Source organism: SAR202 cluster bacterium, assembly GCA_009392515.1.
Lineage (GTDB): Bacteria > Chloroflexota > Dehalococcoidia > Lucifugimonadales > UBA6952 > UBA6952.
Genome location: VFGE01000019.1, coordinates 34,755 through 51,196, shown reverse-complemented (window position 1 = coordinate 51,196; position 16,442 = coordinate 34,755). Strand labels below are relative to the sequence as shown.

General features: G+C 33.4%; 14 protein-coding genes. 3 read left to right on the top strand and 11 right to left on the bottom strand.

Features of this window, described 5'->3' with window-relative positions:
- Positions 1–11 precede the first annotated feature (11 nt).
- A complete protein-coding gene (locus tag FI695_01565; GenBank protein MQG50654.1) occupies positions 12–2,015 on the top strand; it encodes a hydantoinase/oxoprolinase family protein in 2,004 nt (667 codons plus the stop codon).
- 32 nt (positions 2,016–2,047) lie between these two features.
- Positions 2,048–3,184 (top strand): mandelate racemase/muconate lactonizing enzyme family protein, encoded by a 1,137-nt coding sequence (locus FI695_01560; protein ID MQG50653.1) that lies wholly within the window; start codon positions 2,048–2,050, stop codon positions 3,182–3,184.
- Here FI695_01560 and FI695_01555 read toward each other — a convergent pair.
- From FI695_01555 to FI695_01505, 11 genes are all read right to left on the bottom strand, one after another.
- Positions 3,181–4,353 carry a threonine synthase gene (locus tag FI695_01555; protein ID MQG50652.1) on the bottom strand — a complete coding sequence of 391 codons (1,173 nt, stop codon included), beginning with the start codon at positions 4,351–4,353 and terminating at the stop codon, positions 3,181–3,183. The two genes, FI695_01560 and FI695_01555, sit on opposite strands and share 4 nt — an antisense overlap.
- A gap of 24 nt (positions 4,354–4,377) precedes the next feature.
- On the bottom strand, positions 4,378–4,686 hold the full coding sequence (locus FI695_01550; GenBank protein ID MQG50651.1) for an AzlD domain-containing protein: 309 nt from the start codon (positions 4,684–4,686) through the stop codon (positions 4,378–4,380).
- Complete coding sequence (locus tag FI695_01545) at positions 4,683–5,405, bottom strand: AzlC family ABC transporter permease (protein ID MQG50650.1); 723 nt, start codon at positions 5,403–5,405, stop codon at positions 4,683–4,685. The genes FI695_01550 and FI695_01545 overlap by 4 nt, the downstream gene beginning before the upstream one ends.
- Positions 5,406–6,482, bottom strand: coding sequence for an alpha-hydroxy-acid oxidizing protein (locus FI695_01540; GenBank protein ID MQG50649.1), 1,077 nt, complete (start codon positions 6,480–6,482; stop codon positions 5,406–5,408).
- Between the two features lie 14 nt (positions 6,483–6,496).
- Positions 6,497–7,156: a hypothetical protein gene (locus tag FI695_01535; GenBank protein MQG50648.1), complete on the bottom strand. Its 660-nt coding sequence runs from the start codon at positions 7,154–7,156 to the stop codon at positions 6,497–6,499.
- Positions 7,157–7,169: 13 nt separating this feature from the next.
- A complete protein-coding gene (locus FI695_01530; protein MQG50647.1) occupies positions 7,170–7,730 on the bottom strand; it encodes a DUF4340 domain-containing protein in 561 nt (186 codons plus the stop codon).
- Positions 7,731–7,739: 9 nt separating this feature from the next.
- A complete protein-coding gene (locus tag FI695_01525) occupies positions 7,740–9,395 on the bottom strand; it encodes a hypothetical protein (GenBank protein ID MQG50646.1) in 1,656 nt (551 codons plus the stop codon).
- 1 nt (position 9,396) lies between these two features.
- The gene (locus FI695_01520) at positions 9,397–10,116 is read right to left on the bottom strand and encodes a hypothetical protein (protein MQG50645.1); all 720 of its coding nucleotides are present in this window, start codon (positions 10,114–10,116) and stop codon (positions 9,397–9,399) included.
- Positions 10,113–11,066, bottom strand: coding sequence for an ATP-binding cassette domain-containing protein (locus FI695_01515; GenBank protein ID MQG50644.1), 954 nt, complete (start codon positions 11,064–11,066; stop codon positions 10,113–10,115). Before FI695_01515 ends, FI695_01520 begins: the two co-directional genes overlap by 4 nt.
- A gap of 264 nt (positions 11,067–11,330) precedes the next feature.
- Complete coding sequence (locus FI695_01510) at positions 11,331–11,681, bottom strand: hypothetical protein (GenBank protein MQG50643.1); 351 nt, start codon at positions 11,679–11,681, stop codon at positions 11,331–11,333.
- A gap of 14 nt (positions 11,682–11,695) precedes the next feature.
- Complete coding sequence (locus FI695_01505; GenBank protein MQG50642.1) at positions 11,696–14,410, bottom strand: pyruvate, phosphate dikinase; 2,715 nt, start codon at positions 14,408–14,410, stop codon at positions 11,696–11,698.
- Between the two features lie 176 nt (positions 14,411–14,586).
- On the opposite strand from FI695_01505, the gene FI695_01500 reads away from it, so the two are divergent.
- Entirely contained in the window at positions 14,587–16,434 is a 1,848-nt protein-coding gene (locus tag FI695_01500) for a DNA primase (protein ID MQG50641.1), read from the top strand.
- Positions 16,435–16,442 lie beyond the last annotated feature (8 nt).

The following is a 16,442-nucleotide window of genomic DNA, read 5'->3' as shown; positions in this document are numbered from 1 at the left end:
TAATCAGAGGTATGAATATGAAATCAGAAAGAATCGGGATAGATTGCGGTGGAACCTTTACTGATTTTATATTAATTTCAGATGATACTTTTACAGTCCATAAAATACTTTCAAATGCTGAAGATCCTTCTATTGCTATTGTTAATGGTTTAAATGATTTGAACAAATTAGATGTAGAAACTATAGCTCATGGAACAACAGTGGCAACAAATACACTTTTAGAACGAAAGGGTGCAAAAACTGGTTTAATAACTACTAAAGGATTTGAAGATGTGCTCAAAATAGGTAGGCAAAATCGTTCTTCTTTGTATGATTTAAATCAGGATAAACCAAAACCTTTGATATCAGACAATAATATTTGGGGTATCGCAGAGCGTATGGATAAAAATGGCAATATTATTTATGAGCTTGATGGTGAAAATTTAAATGAAATAATTGAATCTATAAAAAGTAGTGGTATTAATTCAATAGCTGTAAGTTTATTATTTTCTTTTCAAAATTCTTTACATGAAGATTTTATTAACCAAAAAATATCTGAAATTGATTTAAATTTATATAAATCCATTTCAAGTCAAGTTTTACCAGAATTTAGGGAGTATGAGAGAACAAGTACAGTTGTAGTTAATTCATATGTTGGACCAATAATTGATAAATATCTAGGTAATTTAGAAGGTAAGATTGAGAATTCTAATTTAAGAATAATGCAATCTTCAGGGGGGGCTATCTCTTCTAAACAAGCACGGAATCAACCGGTTCGGACTATGTTAAGCGGCCCTGCTGGTGGGGTTGTTGGTTCCTTTTGGATATCTCAATTAGCGGGATTTGATCATATAATTACTTTAGATATGGGGGGCACATCTACAGATGTTTCGTTATGTCCTGGAGAAATACAAAAATCAACTCAAACCAAAATAGATGGGTTACCTATTAGCGTACCGATGATAGATATAGTAACTGTAGGTGCAGGCGGTGGTTCGATTGCACACATTGATTCTGGAAATTCATTAAGTGTCGGACCTGAATCAGCATCTTCTAATCCTGGTCCTGCTTGTTATGGTGTTGGAACTAAACCAACTGTTACTGATGCTAACTTTGTCTTAGAAAGAGTATCTTCAGATTATTTCTTGGGCGGTAGAATGCCTTTAAATAAATCCAGAAGTGCGGCCGCTCTTGGGGTTCTAGGTGATCAATTAGATTTAAATTTGACCGAAATATCATTAGGAGTGCTAAAGGTAGTAAATTCTAATATGGAGAGAGCAGTTAGAAAAGTTTCTTTAGAGAGGGGATATGATCCAAGAGATTTTACTCTTGTAGCTTTTGGGGGGTCTGGGCCGATACATTCTTGTGAATTAGCAAGTGAATTAAGCATTCCTCGAGTTCTAATTCCACAATATCCGGGAGTTTTATCTGCATTAGGTGTTGCAATTGCAGATGTTGAAAAAGATTATGTGCAAACCATAATGCTTGGTGATGAAAAAGTTGATTTTGATTCAATTCAGAAATTATTTGAGCCTATGAAAGAAAATGGCATATATGACTTGGAACAAGAAGGTTTTCAGCAAAGCGACATAAATATCCAGAAATTGCTTGATGTTAGATATCATGGTCAATCTTTTGAGCTTACCATTGAATGTCCAGTTAGTGAGAAAAATTTTAAAGAAGATATAAAAAATACTTTTAATAGATATCATTTTGAAAGATTTGGGTACAATGATGAAACACAATCTTTGGAAGTAGTTAATTTACGACTAAGGGTAGTGGGGATAACTAAAGAAGTTGAAATGAAATCTGCAGAACCTGTACATCGTATGGCACAAGATTCTGGAAATGCTAACATTGGATTTGTTAATGCTGGTTTATTAGATTCAAAAGTTTATGAACGAAGCAAATTAGTATCAGGAAATTATTTCCAAGGACCTGGCTTAGTTGTGCAAATGGATTGTACTGTACTAGTTCCTCCTGATTGGAAAGCAAAAGTAGATGGTTGGCATAACCTTATTATTGAGCAAAATTGATGAATTAAATTAATGATAGGAGTAAATGATTAATGAAAATTACCAAAGTAGACTCTAGAGTGTTGCGCCTTCCTTTCACTTATCCATTAAAACCTGAAAGCCAAGCCTTTGCAACTATAGTTACTATTGAAACCGATGGTGGTATTTTAGGACATGCAATGTCTGTATATGCCATGCCTTACGCAATAAGAGATTTTATTAATTTTGAAGTAAAACCTCTAATTGAAGGAATGGATCCTATGAGAATAGAGCAAATAAGATCTGAAGTGCTTTGGAATCTATCCACAAAAGCCTTTACTGGTGTATTTAGCAATGCTTCTAGTTTATTAGATATTGCATTGTGGGATATAAAAGGCAAGTTTAGTAATCAACCAATTTGGAAAATGTTAGGTGGTTGTAACGAAGTTTTACCTGTTTATATCACATTTGGGTTAGGTTCATACAGTATTGAAGAATTGGTAACTGTTGCTAAACAATTATTGGATATGGGACAAACAAGACTTAAAATGGTAGTTGCTGCATCTTCGCAACCTACAATGAATGAAGTTATGGGGAGACCTACAGAGGACGATATTAATATTGATATCGAAAGAGTGGGAGCGGTTAGGGATGCAATCGGTAGCAAAGTAGAGCTTATGATAGATGCAAATAAGTGTGCAACATTACCTCAAGCTTTAAAGCTAGCAAAAGCACTTGAACAATTTGATTTAACTTGGTTTGAAGATCCCGTTGTACAATCTGACTCTAGATTGATGGCACAGTTAAGAAAAGATTGTAATATCCCTATAGCTGCCGGTAGTACAGGAACCAACGATTTGATTCACTATAGAGAATTTATCATGAATGGTTCAGTAGATATTTTACAACCAAATGTAAGAGATATTGGGGGTTATACTGGAGGGATTAAAGCTGCTGGTATTGCTCAAGCATTTAATATCCCACTAAATATGGGAGGAAATTGGCCTCATATCAATATGCATTTACATGCAGGGGTACCTAACGGTGGCCGTATAGAATTTCATTGGCAAGGTTGGAAAATTATTGAACAATATTACGATGGAGCACCATTGCCAGATAATGGCCAAGTTGTCTTACCTGAAAGTCCAGGTCTTGGGTTTAATCCTAAAGATGGTGTTATTGAAGAATATACATATAATTTTACAAATTAAGCTATCCACATATCTAAATATTTATAAGCATTACCAGTGTTCATAAGAATGATTTTTTCATCTGGATTAATAATTTTTGAATTAAGAAGATGTTTTAGTGCTGCTAAAGTAGCTGCTCCTTCTGGTGCAGGATATATCCCTTCATGAGAAGCAATCATTTTAATACAATCAATCATTTCTTCATCAGTGACCGTTAAAGCAGTTCCATTGCTTTCTCGAATAGCTTCTAGTATCAAGTAATCTCCTATTGCTGCAGGTACTCTTATACCTGAAGCAAATGTTTGGGCGTTTTCCCACATTTCAGCATTGTTACTTCCAGATTCATAGGCTCTTACCATAGGAGCACATCCAGAAGATTGCACACAGATCATTTTAGTTTTAGGTTTATCAATCCATCCTAATTCATACATTTCTTTAAATGCTTTCCATATACCTATAAGACCAGTCCCACCACCGGTTGGATATATGATTACATCTGGAGTTTCCCAGTTTAATTGTTCAGCAATCTCGTAACCCATAGTTTTTTTACCTTCTGCTCTGTACGGTTCTTGTAGAGTAGAGACATCAAATAAGTCATTTTCCTGTGCTTTTTCCCTTGATATTTTACCTGCGTCCGAAATTAAGCCATCAATTAATGTAAGGTTTGCCCCAGCATCTTTGCTTTCTCTTTGGTTTGCTTCAGGTGCATCTTTAGGCATAAATACATTTGCTTCCATATTACCTCTAGCACAATATGATGAAAGGGCCCCGCCTGCATTACCAGCAGAAGGCATGGTTAATTTAGAGAGGCCAAGTTCTTTGGCTCGGGATACTGCTGCAGATAAGCCTCTGGCTTTAAAGGATCCAGTCGGATTGCAACCTTCATCTTTTATATATATTTGAGAGCAATTTAAAGATTTCCCTAAATTAGGAGCATGCAAAAGTGGAGTCATTCCTTCACCAAGAGAAACGATATTTGATTCATTTTTAATTGGCATCATTTCAAAATAACGCCACATAGAATTAACCCTTTTAGGTAATATATTTCTATCGAAATTTGCCTTTGCTTTATCAATATCATATCTTACGTATAAAACTTTTCCACAATCATTGCATGTTCTATATGGTGTTATATAGTCATAAGTTTTTTGGCAATTTGTACATTCTAGGTATTCAGCATAACTGATCATAAAATCTCTCCAACAAGTATACATTTAATTTAGTGTTAAAGCCCAAAGGACTGACATCCCTGTAATTATAGTAATGATAATACTTTTTGTTAATATTGTTACTAATAATGCTGCAGAGGCTGCTAGAATTTTTGGATTATTGAATATTTCTAAGCTATTTGATTCATTTAACAATATTTCTGGAAATATTAAGACAGCTAACACCGAAGTTGGTACGTATTTTAATATATTTTCTAACCATTCGGGTGTTCTAGAATTGGTAATTTTATATATTGCACTAAATCGTATACTAAATGTTATGATTCCTGAAATTACAATTATAGCCCACATCATTGTTGACTCTTCCTAGGAGTTTTATCAAATAATACACCGATAATTAAACCAAATATTGATGAAAATATTATCCATAAATTTAATGGTAAATTGTTTAACAAAATGGCTAATATACCTGCACTTAATGCACATATAGCATGACTTTTATATTTTATTATTTCTGGTGCAATGATCGAAAGAAAAACAAGAGGTATAGCAAAACCAAGGTTTAATTCTTCTGGGATGATTTGACCTAATACAATGCCTAAAAATGTTGATGTTTGCCATGTTAACCAAAGAGTTATTCCACTTCCAAATAGATGATAATGGTGGAATACTGTATTTTCTTTTTTTTCTTGCATTCTTTTGATAGACACAGCATATGCTTCATCGGTTAATAAGTATGCAAGTATGATTTTCCAAGGTGTAGAGAGGTGAGCTAAGTATTTAGCTATTGATGCACTATATAAAAAGTGACGAAGATTAATGATACCAACAGAAATTACTGTTATGAATGGTACTGTTCCACTAGATACCAGTTTAACGAATGCAACTTGGCTTGCTCCTGCAAAAATAATTGATGACATGAAAAATGTTTGATTAGGAGAAAATCCTGCTTCTAATCCCAGGATACCGAATATTAGGCCAAAGGGTATAACTCCGATTAAAATTGGCAATACTGCAGAAACCCCAGAAAAAAATTCTTTATTTTTTGGTGATTTAATTATAATTGTTGGCATCTATTTTATACGATTTTCTGGAATATTGACCCAAGAACTCATTTCATGTGATTCAGTTGTTGCTTCTGATCTACAAATATAATTAGGTGATAATTGATCTATATTGGTTACTCCTAAAAGAGCCATAGCAATAGTTAATTCTTCTTCTAATATTTCCAGAACTCTTATTAATCCATCTTTTCCATCAGCTGCTAATCCTAAACATTGCATTTTACCAATAGCAACCGAATTTGCACCTAACGATACTGCTTTTGCAATGTCACTCCCACGCTGGATTCCGCCATCAAGAACTATTTCTGCTTTGCCTTCTATTGCATCTACAATTTCAGGTAGCATTTCCATACTTCCTTGACCATAATCTAATTGACGTCCTCCATGATTTGATACCCAAACAACCTTTGCTCCATGCTCTACTGCGAGTTTTGCATCTTCTCCAGTTGCAATACCTTTTAATAGTAATGGCATATCAGCATATTCTGTAATTTTATCAATAGTTTCCCATGTTACAGATGCTGCAAATTTAGGATCAGGTGGAGTTCTTCTAGAGTGTGGGAAAAATCTAGTCATCATAGGTCTCTCTCTTCTACTATAATGAGCAGTATCTACAGTTATACAGAGGGCTTTATAATCGGCTTCTTTTACTCTATTAATCATAGAAGTAATCCAATTCCAATCTCCATGGATATATAATTGAAATACCTTTGGGTTATTAGCTGTTGTGGATATTTCTTCTAAACTCGGAGAGCTTACTGAGCTTATTACGTCAATTATTCCAAATTCATTTGCTGCTAATGTTGCTGCAGCTGCTCCCATCTCAGTAAATGTTTCTTGAGACCCTATTGGTGCTAATATAACTGGCATTTTTGAATTGTGTCCAAGTAGAGTGTTTGAAGTGTCGATTTTCGATACATCCACTAATACTCGAGGTCGAAAAGCTAGTCTATCAAAAGCTAATCTATTCCTTCTCATAGTTGTTTCTGATTCTGATCCTCCCATTAAATAGTCCCAGGCACCTTGAGAAAGATTTTTTCTAGCAGCTCGTATAATCTCTTCATTACTTACATATTTCATAGTCATTAGTATGGCCTTTATTAAATTAAGTTTATATTTTGCATTAAATTTACAGTGGTGCTTATCGTAATATCTTCTCGATTTTTTCTCAATAATTTTTCGGTTTCTGTTAATTCTTTTGAAGCTTCTGGTGCATTTGCAAATGATAATCCGTATTGATTAGCACTTCTAGTTCCTTCCCAATGACTAACACTATCGTATCCAGTCAGTAATAAAATTCTTGTTTGTGATGAATTGGTAATATTTGACCATAGTCCTAATACTCTTCCTCCTTGAGATTGTACTCTTGGCCAAATACCTTTTTCTGAGCTTTCTACAAATGTATTTACATTTTTGGTTTCAATTATAAATTCTCTATATCCATATATATTTTTTAATGTATTGTTCTCATAGGACATCAATTTATTATTAGAAATTGGTTTTAATAAATTATTTTCTTTGTATACTATTTTTTCATTCATTAAGCTGGGTAAGTGTGTATATTTCTCCCATGCATTTATATCATGATATGCTGAGATGAGTATAAATTCGCTTGCTGGCTTGCCGATCATACCTCGTAATAAACAAATAGGTTTTATATTATTTTTTAAAATATTTGGAACGTAGTCTTTTTTTATAAAATCTAAAAATAAATCAGCTTTGTTAGATTTTATATCGAATTTAGTTTCTTCAAATATCATCTATTCACCAAATTTATGGGCCAATTATTGGTTCGTCTGCAGTATTTGGATCATAATAAGGGGGGTTTAAAGCCATATCGTTTATAGCTACAGTCCAGCTAGCTGGTACAAGGAATAATGAACCCTTTCCTTTTAAATTTACATAACTAGAAGACAGGTCAGGGGTTTCTGTTCCAACAAGAATTGTTAATTCATTTCCTGTTGATAAAGTAATAGTATATTCAGCAGTAGGGGTATCAATTCCATATTCTTCAGGATTTGTTAAGTTATTTGTGATTAATCTGGAACTTCTTGGTCCAGTGAATAATAACGGAATACCACTCCATCGATTTAAATCAACTTGATCCCCACTTTCTGTGAAGGTCCACTGTCCATTTATCTTTGTGAAGGACTCATTATGATCTTGATACTTTATATCTAATACCGACAATTCATCATATCCAATATCATAAAACCAAGGCGCTTCTAGGGTTCCCTCATCAGTTTTAGGTGGTTTTCGTAATTCAAAAAAACCAACATAAATACTTATTATTAATGCAATGACAATTAGTATAAATGATATTCTATAGTTCATTAGAAGAAACTATCTCCTTCGCCACCATGTCATAAACGCTAGAATAGTCATAAGAGCGGGTAAAGCAAACCAACTTAACCCTCGTATAAGCTGGATTTCTCTATCTGTAACCACAAGTCTTCTGTAAGTTAGAGCCTTGGCTCTAACGGATGCGAGTGATACATCTTCTGTTAACCAATTTAATGAATTTAAATATAAATCACTATTGTTAAAGTTATAAAAATGATAATTACTTATAAAATCAGTATCACCAAAAAGAACAATTTTGGCTTGACGCGTCGCATTGGCATCTGGATCTTCATTTATTGGTTTCAGTGCCTCAACAGCCATTGAAGGAGCTAAGATTGTAAATTGATCTTGATTACAGGTGTTTATCTCTTCATTAAATTGTAAACAACTTAACATTGTTGTACCTACTATAGGTTTTGCTCTTATATAATCTGGCATTTCATCAGCTGGAAGTACTTGATCAAAAGCTATAGTCCCTGGGAAATATACTTGGGATAAAGGGTCAGTTATAACATTAATTGGATCTACGGTTACAAATTGTTCTTGCTGGATCAAAGGAGTTTTAGGTTGATTGGCAAGAGAGCTGCCAAGATCAATGATTGTACCATCAATCATTGTAATTCCCCATTTATTAATTAAATTATTGTAACTATTTGGAGTTCCAGGATCTACACTTAATAATAATCTTCCACCGCCCTTGAGGTATTGGTGTATTAAGTTTGCTTCTATGTCTGATAAATCAATAGTTGGTCCAGGTATCACTAGTGCTGCAGCGTCATCAGGTATAATTTCGTATTGTGCAATAGAGAGAGTTTGTACAGCATAATTATCATTTCTCATACCGTCACGGGCTAGACCAAATCCTAATCTATCTTCTATGTCCATTATTGATGAATCTCTTTCACCATGGCCTGTAACGATGTAGATTTTTTTTTGTTGGATACCTGATGCAATCATTATTGCAGTTGAGATATCTCTCTCTTCAAATAATGGTGCAGTAAGGGTATAGGATAAATCGACTCCATCGGAATTTTGACCCTGAAAAACAATTGAAGGATACTCGGTTACACGAAGATTTTTAGCAAGTGTAGGTTCTAAATCTGGATCAATATATTTATAAGTAAATTTAGCGTTTTCTGAAGAACGATGCTTGAATTCATTTAGTAGATTTTCTGTAGATATTCTGTAACTTGCGCTAGTTGTGTCATTAGGTACAAAAAACGCTGTTGCCGTGATTGGGTGTTGTAAATTTTGCAAAATTTCAGTTGTTTGACTCGCTAAAGAATATTGACGAGTTGCAGTAGTATCTATTCTTATTGAGTTTCTTGCAGCTAATACATAAATTAAAACGCCGATTAATATAAACGCAAAGACCATAATACTGCTGTTTATACTGTAGCGTCCTTTTTTCTGAATTATGAAACCTAAGATATCTCTATAAGAAATAAACATACCGACTAATATGAGTAGTATACCCAGTACTATTGTTGTAATAGCAGTATTGCGGGATTCAGGTAAAAAACCATAAAAAATTAAACCAATAAATAGCGCCAATAATCCTGTTAAAGAAATAAGGAGGCTTATTACACCTTTTCTGTTAGAAGGAAGTAATCTAGATAAACGTTTTGTGCCTGTGTTTGACTGATCGCGAACCATATTATCGCCACCTTCTAGATTCTAGAGATCTGATTGTTAAAAACAGAAACGCTGCAGTCATTACTATAAAATAAGCTATATCTTTAGTATCCACAACTCCTCTTGAAAAGGATTCAAAATGTGATAGGAGTGATAGATGTTCAATTAATGTAGCAATAGGTCCGTCAATGACTTCATTGATACGTTGGAGTATTGTGAACAAAAATATTATTCCAAAACCCACGGATGCTGCAACAATTTGGTTGGTGGTCAAAGAAGATGCTAGAAGTCCTATTGATAAAGCTACCATTGCATAAAGTATGAATCCTATATATGTACTTATCATTGGACCTATATCAGGATTAGCCTGATATACAAAAAGAAGTAACATATAGAATAGGGTAAACAAAGTCATTGCAAGTAGAATAATAAAGCTTGCAAGAAATTTTGCGACTACAATTTCATAGTCTCTTATTGGAGAAGTTAGTAAAAGTTCTAAGGTACCAAGTTTTTGTTCTTCAGCTAACAATCGCATGGTTAATAAGGGGGGTATAAGGGGCATTAAAAAGTATGTTGCATTTGAAAATAATGCTCGTGCAGATGCTTCAGCAAATGCGCCTTCGATACTGGTAACAAAAAATACTCCAGTTAAAGTAAAAAAAACACCTGCAATAATATATGCCATTGGTGATGAAAAATAAATTAAAAGTTCTTTATAAGTTATTGCAGATATATTTTTCATTTATTTTCCTCAGGGTTTTCTTCATTTGTAGTAAGCCTTAGGAAGATATCTTCCAAGCTCAGACTTACAGCTTGTAGATTATATAAAGACCATCCATTATCTATAACTGATTTAGCTAATTCTGATCTTATTTCTAATCCCCCTTTACTAATGATATCGAATATTATTTTACCATCGTCTAGAGTTTGAAAATTTACGTCTTGAACAGATGGGTTATTTCGGAATACAGAAACCATATCGCTGGTTTTACCTAACGCCTCAATACGAATTCTTTCTGTAGCTTCTAATCGATTGGATAAGTTATCTGGTGAGTCAACTGCAACTATTTCACCATCGTTAATTATTATTACTCTTTCGCATATCGCACTGACTTCAGGAAGAATGTGAGATGATAAAATAATTGTTGAGTCACCGCCGATTTCTTTAATTAAACTACGTGTCTCAACAACCTGAATTGGGTCAATTCCAATAGTCGGTTCATCTAAAATTAAAACATCAGGTTGATGGATTATTGCTTGAGCTATTCCTACTCTTTGTCTAAATCCTTTCGATAGTTTACCTATAATTGTGTTTTTATATTCTTGCAAGCGACAGATTTCAATGACTTCATCAAGTCTTGATTTGATGGCTGTTTTTGTCATACCTCGAATTTTTCCAGTAAATGTCAGATATTCATTAACTTTCATATCGGTATACAACGGGGCATTTTCAGGCAAGTATCCAACATGTTGTTTTGCTTCAAGAGATTGATTTGCGACATCGTATCCAGCGATAGTAGCATCTCCAGATGATGCTGGCATATATCCGGTTAATATTCGCATAGTTGTGGTTTTACCGGAACCATTAGGGCCTAAAAACCCAATAATTTCTCCTTTATTGGCAGTGAATGAGACATCACTAATCGCAGGATATTCACCATAGAATTTTGTTATATTATTTGCCTGAACCATAATTTCAGAACTCATAAAAGATTCGCTCCATTTAAATTAAATACCTTGCATATTTGAATTATTATATTATTAAACACAAATGATATCCTATATCTGAATGGTATATAACTGTCAAGTGTTTAGATTTAATAATTTAAAAATTTACCACGACGGTGATTATATAACAGGTGAAAAATAATTGCATTTAATTGTTATAGGGTATAATTAAATTTTTTTTATTATATAGACTTAGCAGTTAATTTAGAAAGTAATATCTGGTGCGAATTATTGGAAATAATTCATTCTATATAGAGCAAAAGATATTAATCCTACTAAGAAACCTGCAATAGTACTTTGAATTAGAACAATACTCGTATATTGATCAAAAATATTAGAAGAGTTAAATAAATATGCGTATGTCGGTGCTGTCATCGTAGCAATTGCCCGAGAGAAAAAACCTATAACAAAACCTTCTGTAAATATACTTATTCTCAGACGTGTTATCAGATAGAAAGCAGTGGCAAGAGTAAATATAATCCAGAGAATATTTACTACAATAAAATGGATCCCCCATATCTCGAGAAGACCAATAGGTATACCGATTATAGAAAAATATAGGACATGTTTTTTGTCCATGTCATAACCCTTTATTAGCTTTTAGAATTAATTGTAGCTTGTGCAGCAGCAAGTCTTGCAACGGGAACTCTGTAGGGTGAAGCACTGACATAATTAAGACCCAAATTATGGCAAATAAAGATACTTTTTGGGTCCCCTCCATGTTCACCACAAATACCGAGTTCCAGATCAGAATTTGAAAGCCTACCTTTTTCAATTGCAATTTTCATTAATTGCCCTACACCTTTTTCATCGAGGGTTTTGAAAGGATTAGTAGAAAGGATTCCCTTTTCTTGGTATTCATTTAAAAATTTTGATTCTGCATCATCTCGACTAAATCCATAAGTTGTTTGAGTTAGATCATTTGTTCCAAAACTAAAAAATTGAGCATGTTTTGCAATATCGTCAGCTGTAATTGCTGCGCGTGGAAGCTCGATCATTGTACCAATTTTGTAGGAAGGATTTAGTTTATATTCATCTTCAACTTTAGAAGCCTCTTTAATTAACAATTCTTTAAGTATTATTAACTCTCTATAATCACCAACTAGAGGTATCATAATTTCAGGGATTGGATTATTACCCTCTTTAAGTAATTGACAAGCTGCAGTGAGTATTGCTTTTGTCTGCATCGCAACTATATCTGGATAAAGTATTCCTAAACGACAACCTCTTAAACCTAGCATAGGATTAGATTCTTTAATATCCTTCACAATTGCAAGTATATCCTCTAATTGATCTAATAACTCACCTTGGTTATTATTTATTTTTTCTTCATATATCTGATCTATTAATTTTTCATATGAAGGTAAAAATTCGTGTAATGGAGGATCTATCAATCTAATCACGACAGGTTTATTATCCATTACTTTTAATATTTCGTAGAAATCTTGAATTTGGAATTCAAGCATTTTTAAAATTGATTCTTCATATTTGTTCTGTTTATTATTTCCATTGGAATGAATTGATGATGTTGACATAATTAGTTGCTGGACCCAAGGTAACCTTTCCTCGCCAAAAAACATATGTTCGGTTCTGCAAAGACCTATTCCTTCTGCACCTAATTCTATTGCTTTACTTGCATCTTGAGGAGTATCTGCATTTGCCCATATTCCTAATTTTCTCGTAGCGTCTGCCCATTCTAAAATGGTAGATAATTCTTTGGTATCATTAGGTGATGGTGTTATAGTTTTCATAGCGCCTGAAAAAATTTCTCCAGATGAACCATCGATACTGATAATGTCATAAATTCGGAAGGTTTTATTACCAATAGAACATATTTTGTTTTGTTGATCTATGTGAAGGCTATCACAGCCAGTTATACAAGGTTTCCCCATACCCCTTGCAACTACAGCTGCATGACTTGTAGCGCCTCCTTTTGCAGTTAACACTCCAGTAGATGCATGCATTCCATGTATATCATCTGGGCTTGTTTCGTCTCTTACTAATATTACTTTTTCTCCAAGGTTTTTTAATTCTACTGCTTCAGAAGGATCAAAAACAATTTTTCCTACAGCAGCTCCGGGAGAAGCATTTAGCCCAGTGTCAATATATGATTTACTTTTTAGAGATAAATCTTCTTCGGAATCAGAGAATTTTGGGAGCATAAGTTCATTGATTCTTGTAGGGTCTATAAGATTTAATGACTCCTCCTTGGAAATGAGTCCTTCAGAAACCATATCTACAGATATTTTAACTGAGGCTAAAGCTGATCTTTTTGCAGATCTGGTTTGTAGCATATATAATTTATTGCTTTCAACCGTGAATTCCATATCTTGCGCATCTTTATAATGACCTTCTAACATTTCACTAATTTTCACTAGTTCACTGTAGAGTTCTTTATTACTTTCTTCTAGGCTATTGATAGATTTTGGAGTTCTAATTCCTGCAACCACATCTTCGCCTTGAGCTATATCTAAATATTCTCCAAATAACTCTTTGGCTCCAGTAGAGGGGTTTCTTGTAAATGCAACTCCAGTACCACTATTTTGATCTTTATTTCCAAATACCATTGCAACTATATTTACAGCAGTACCTAGATGGTCACTTATTTCATTGATTTTTCTATATTCATCAGCTCGGTCACTAAACCAACTTAAGAAAACAGCCTCAACAGCTAATTTTAATTGTGTGTATGGGTCTTGAGGAAAATCTGAGCCAGATTCTATTAATACTATTTCTTTAAATTGTTTTACGATGTTTTTGATATCATCAATATTTAGTTGGCTGTCACTTTGGTAGTTATTTTTTAATTTGATTTTATCTAATATAGATTCAAATTTGTCTGAAGAAATTTCCAGTACAACCTTACTGTACATTTGTATAAATCTTCGGTACGAATCGAATGCAAATTTTTCTCCTCCTGAAGATTTCGACAGGCCTAATACAGTGTCGTCATTTAAACCAAGATTTAGTACTGTATCCATCATTCCTGGCATTGAAACTGCTGAGCCTGATCGTACGGAAACCAGAAGGGGGTTATCAATATCTCCATAAGTTTTATTGGTAAGTGATTCAAGTTTCTTTATGTTTACAAGTATATCTTGCCAAATATAATCAGGAACAACGTGATTATTATTAATAAATTCTTTACAAGCTTTTGTGATTACTGTAAATCCTGGAGGTACCGGTAAACCAATGTGCGTCATTTCTGCTAGCCCCGCACCCTTTCCTCCAAGCAGTGAGTTCATATTCTCAGTTTTTTCGTCAAAAGCATATACCCATTTTGTTACGCGATCGGTTTTTTGCGACATAATCTACCCTTCATTAGTGAACTGCGAAACATTATATCATTTTCAGTTATCTTTATTCTACTATTAGCTTGATATAATTAGTAATTTTTTCCTAGTATTTAATAAACAATTGAAAATGGGTTTTTTGTCTTTAAATATCTATTAGATTTGTAAGAATAATTCGTTAAAATAAGAGAATGTTTTCGAAAACATTAAAAGATTCATTAGATATTGTCGAGGTAGCTTCGAGATATTTACCTGATTTAAAATCTGCTGGCCGAACATATAAATCTAATTGCCCATTTCATGAAGAAAGAACTCCTTCATTTGTAATATTTCCTGACACCCAAACTTGGAGATGTTTTGGGGCATGTGTGGAAGGTGGCGATGTCATCAGTTTTGTGATGAAAATTGAAAAAATTGATTTTCAACAAGCTATTAAATTATTGGCAGACTCCGCTGGTATTGAGGTTCCTCGATACAATAATGTTGAGGAAAATGTTGAGTTATACAACATAAATGAAAGTGCATATAATTTTTTCCATAACTATTTGTTGTCTGAGAATGGTTTAGCAGCTCGAAACTATATGATTAATAATCGGGGTGTAGATAAAGATACAATTACAAAATTTGGTTTGGGCCTAAGCCCTAATGATAATCGACAACTACCCAGACATTTAGAAAATTTAGGATTTAGTAACAAGCAAATTTCAGAATCTGGACTTGTATTTATTCGTGAAGATGGCATTCCTAAAGATATTTTTGCAGGTCGATTGGTATTTCCAATTATCGATTCAAGAAAAAAAGTTTTGGGTTTTGGTGGCCGATCTTTAAATGATAATGGCCCTAAGTATATAAATTCCTCTAAGACAAAAATTTTTGATAAATCAAGTTCTCTGTATGGAATCAACCTAGCAAAAGAAGGTATAACAAATTCAGGAAAAGTTGTTTTAGTAGAGGGTTATATGGATGTTTTAACTGCTCATCAATTTGGTTACGATAATGTAGTAGCATGCATGGGAACAGCGCTTACAGAATCACAGGTCCGTTATATTTCAGTGCTAAGTAAACAATGTGTTTTAGCATTAGATTCAGATACCGCAGGTAATGAAGCTACATTTAGGAGTATTGAAAATAGTTGGAAAGCTTTTGAACGAGTTTTAGTAGGAAAGAAAAATAATATTTCACTATATAAAACATCAAATAAAATTGATTTAAGAATTGCTCAATTTAATTCTGGTAAAGATCCAGATGAAATTATTCGTACGGATAAAGATTTGTGGGAAAATAATATTGATAATTCCAAGCCACTTTTAGCATATCTTATTGAAAATGCACCACTTAGATGGAACATTATATCTAATCAAGGTAAACAGTTAGCAACTGAAAACATAGCTCCTTTGATATTAAGTTTGGATAATGACTACGATAGAGAATATTATTACAATCTTTTTGCTAATACATTGAATGTAGACATTAATGTTGTAAAAAGCGCTGTTATTTCAGCAAATAGAAAAAATAATTCAAATGATGTGAAAAATTTTAATCAAAAGGTAAACTATGGTACAATAGAAAGTAAAGATAACTCATATTTACTTGAAGAACATATGTTGTCAATGATAGTCAAATGGCCCCATCTTTTCTCTTTAGCCGAAAATGCAGATATATCATGGTTTAGTATTTGGGAAAATAGGCAAGTTTTCGATATATTATTAAAATATAACGGTTCTCAAGAAAGCATAATTGAAGATGAAGTTAATATATCTCAAGATGTTCTGTCCCGTATGGAGGACTTAAGGAAGATCGATCTTCCAAGTATGACAAAAAGTAACAAGGAAAAAGCAGTTAAACAGTGTGTACTTAAATTACAAGAGCGATACTTAAGGGGAATAAAAAAAGAAGAAGCTAATGTATGGTTGAATAAGTCAGAGTTAAATGATGTTCCCTCTCAAGATTTGAGTCATTTGAAAGAAAAAGCTATTATTGTTAATGATATGCTTTCGGATGTATTTAATAAATCTACTAAAAAAAATAGTGATAATTAAAGGACCTT

Bases quoted from the DNA above. Each gene is read 5' to 3' on its own strand.
- FI695_01545 (MQG50650.1), bottom strand. From the start codon at position 5,405: ATGCCAACAATTATAATTAAATCACCAAAAAATAAAGAATTTTTTTCT.
- FI695_01530 (MQG50647.1), bottom strand. From the start codon at position 7,730: ATGAACTATAGAATATCATTTATACTAATTGTCATTGCATTAATAATA.
- FI695_01550 (MQG50651.1), bottom strand. From the start codon at position 4,686: ATGATGTGGGCTATAATTGTAATTTCAGGAATCATAACATTTAGTATA.
- FI695_01500 (MQG50641.1), top strand. From the start codon at position 14,587: ATGTTTTCGAAAACATTAAAAGATTCATTAGATATTGTCGAGGTAGCT.
- FI695_01520 (MQG50645.1), bottom strand. From the start codon at position 10,116: ATGAAAAATATATCTGCAATAACTTATAAAGAACTTTTAATTTATTTT.
- FI695_01535 (MQG50648.1), bottom strand. From the start codon at position 7,156: ATGATATTTGAAGAAACTAAATTCGATATAAAATCTAACAAAGCTGAT.
- FI695_01565 (MQG50654.1), top strand. From the start codon at position 12: ATGAATATGAAATCAGAAAGAATCGGGATAGATTGCGGTGGAACCTTT.
- FI695_01505 (MQG50642.1), bottom strand. From the start codon at position 14,410: ATGTCGCAAAAAACCGATCGCGTAACAAAATGGGTATATGCTTTTGAC.
- FI695_01515 (MQG50644.1), bottom strand. From the start codon at position 11,066: ATGGTTCAGGCAAATAATATAACAAAATTCTATGGTGAATATCCTGCG.
- FI695_01555 (MQG50652.1), bottom strand. From the start codon at position 4,353: ATGATCAGTTATGCTGAATACCTAGAATGTACAAATTGCCAAAAAACT.
- FI695_01560 (MQG50653.1), top strand. From the start codon at position 2,048: ATGAAAATTACCAAAGTAGACTCTAGAGTGTTGCGCCTTCCTTTCACT.
- FI695_01525 (MQG50646.1), bottom strand. From the start codon at position 9,395: ATGGTTCGCGATCAGTCAAACACAGGCACAAAACGTTTATCTAGATTA.
- FI695_01540 (MQG50649.1), bottom strand. From the start codon at position 6,482: ATGACTATGAAATATGTAAGTAATGAAGAGATTATACGAGCTGCTAGA.
- FI695_01510 (MQG50643.1), bottom strand. From the start codon at position 11,681: ATGGACAAAAAACATGTCCTATATTTTTCTATAATCGGTATACCTATT.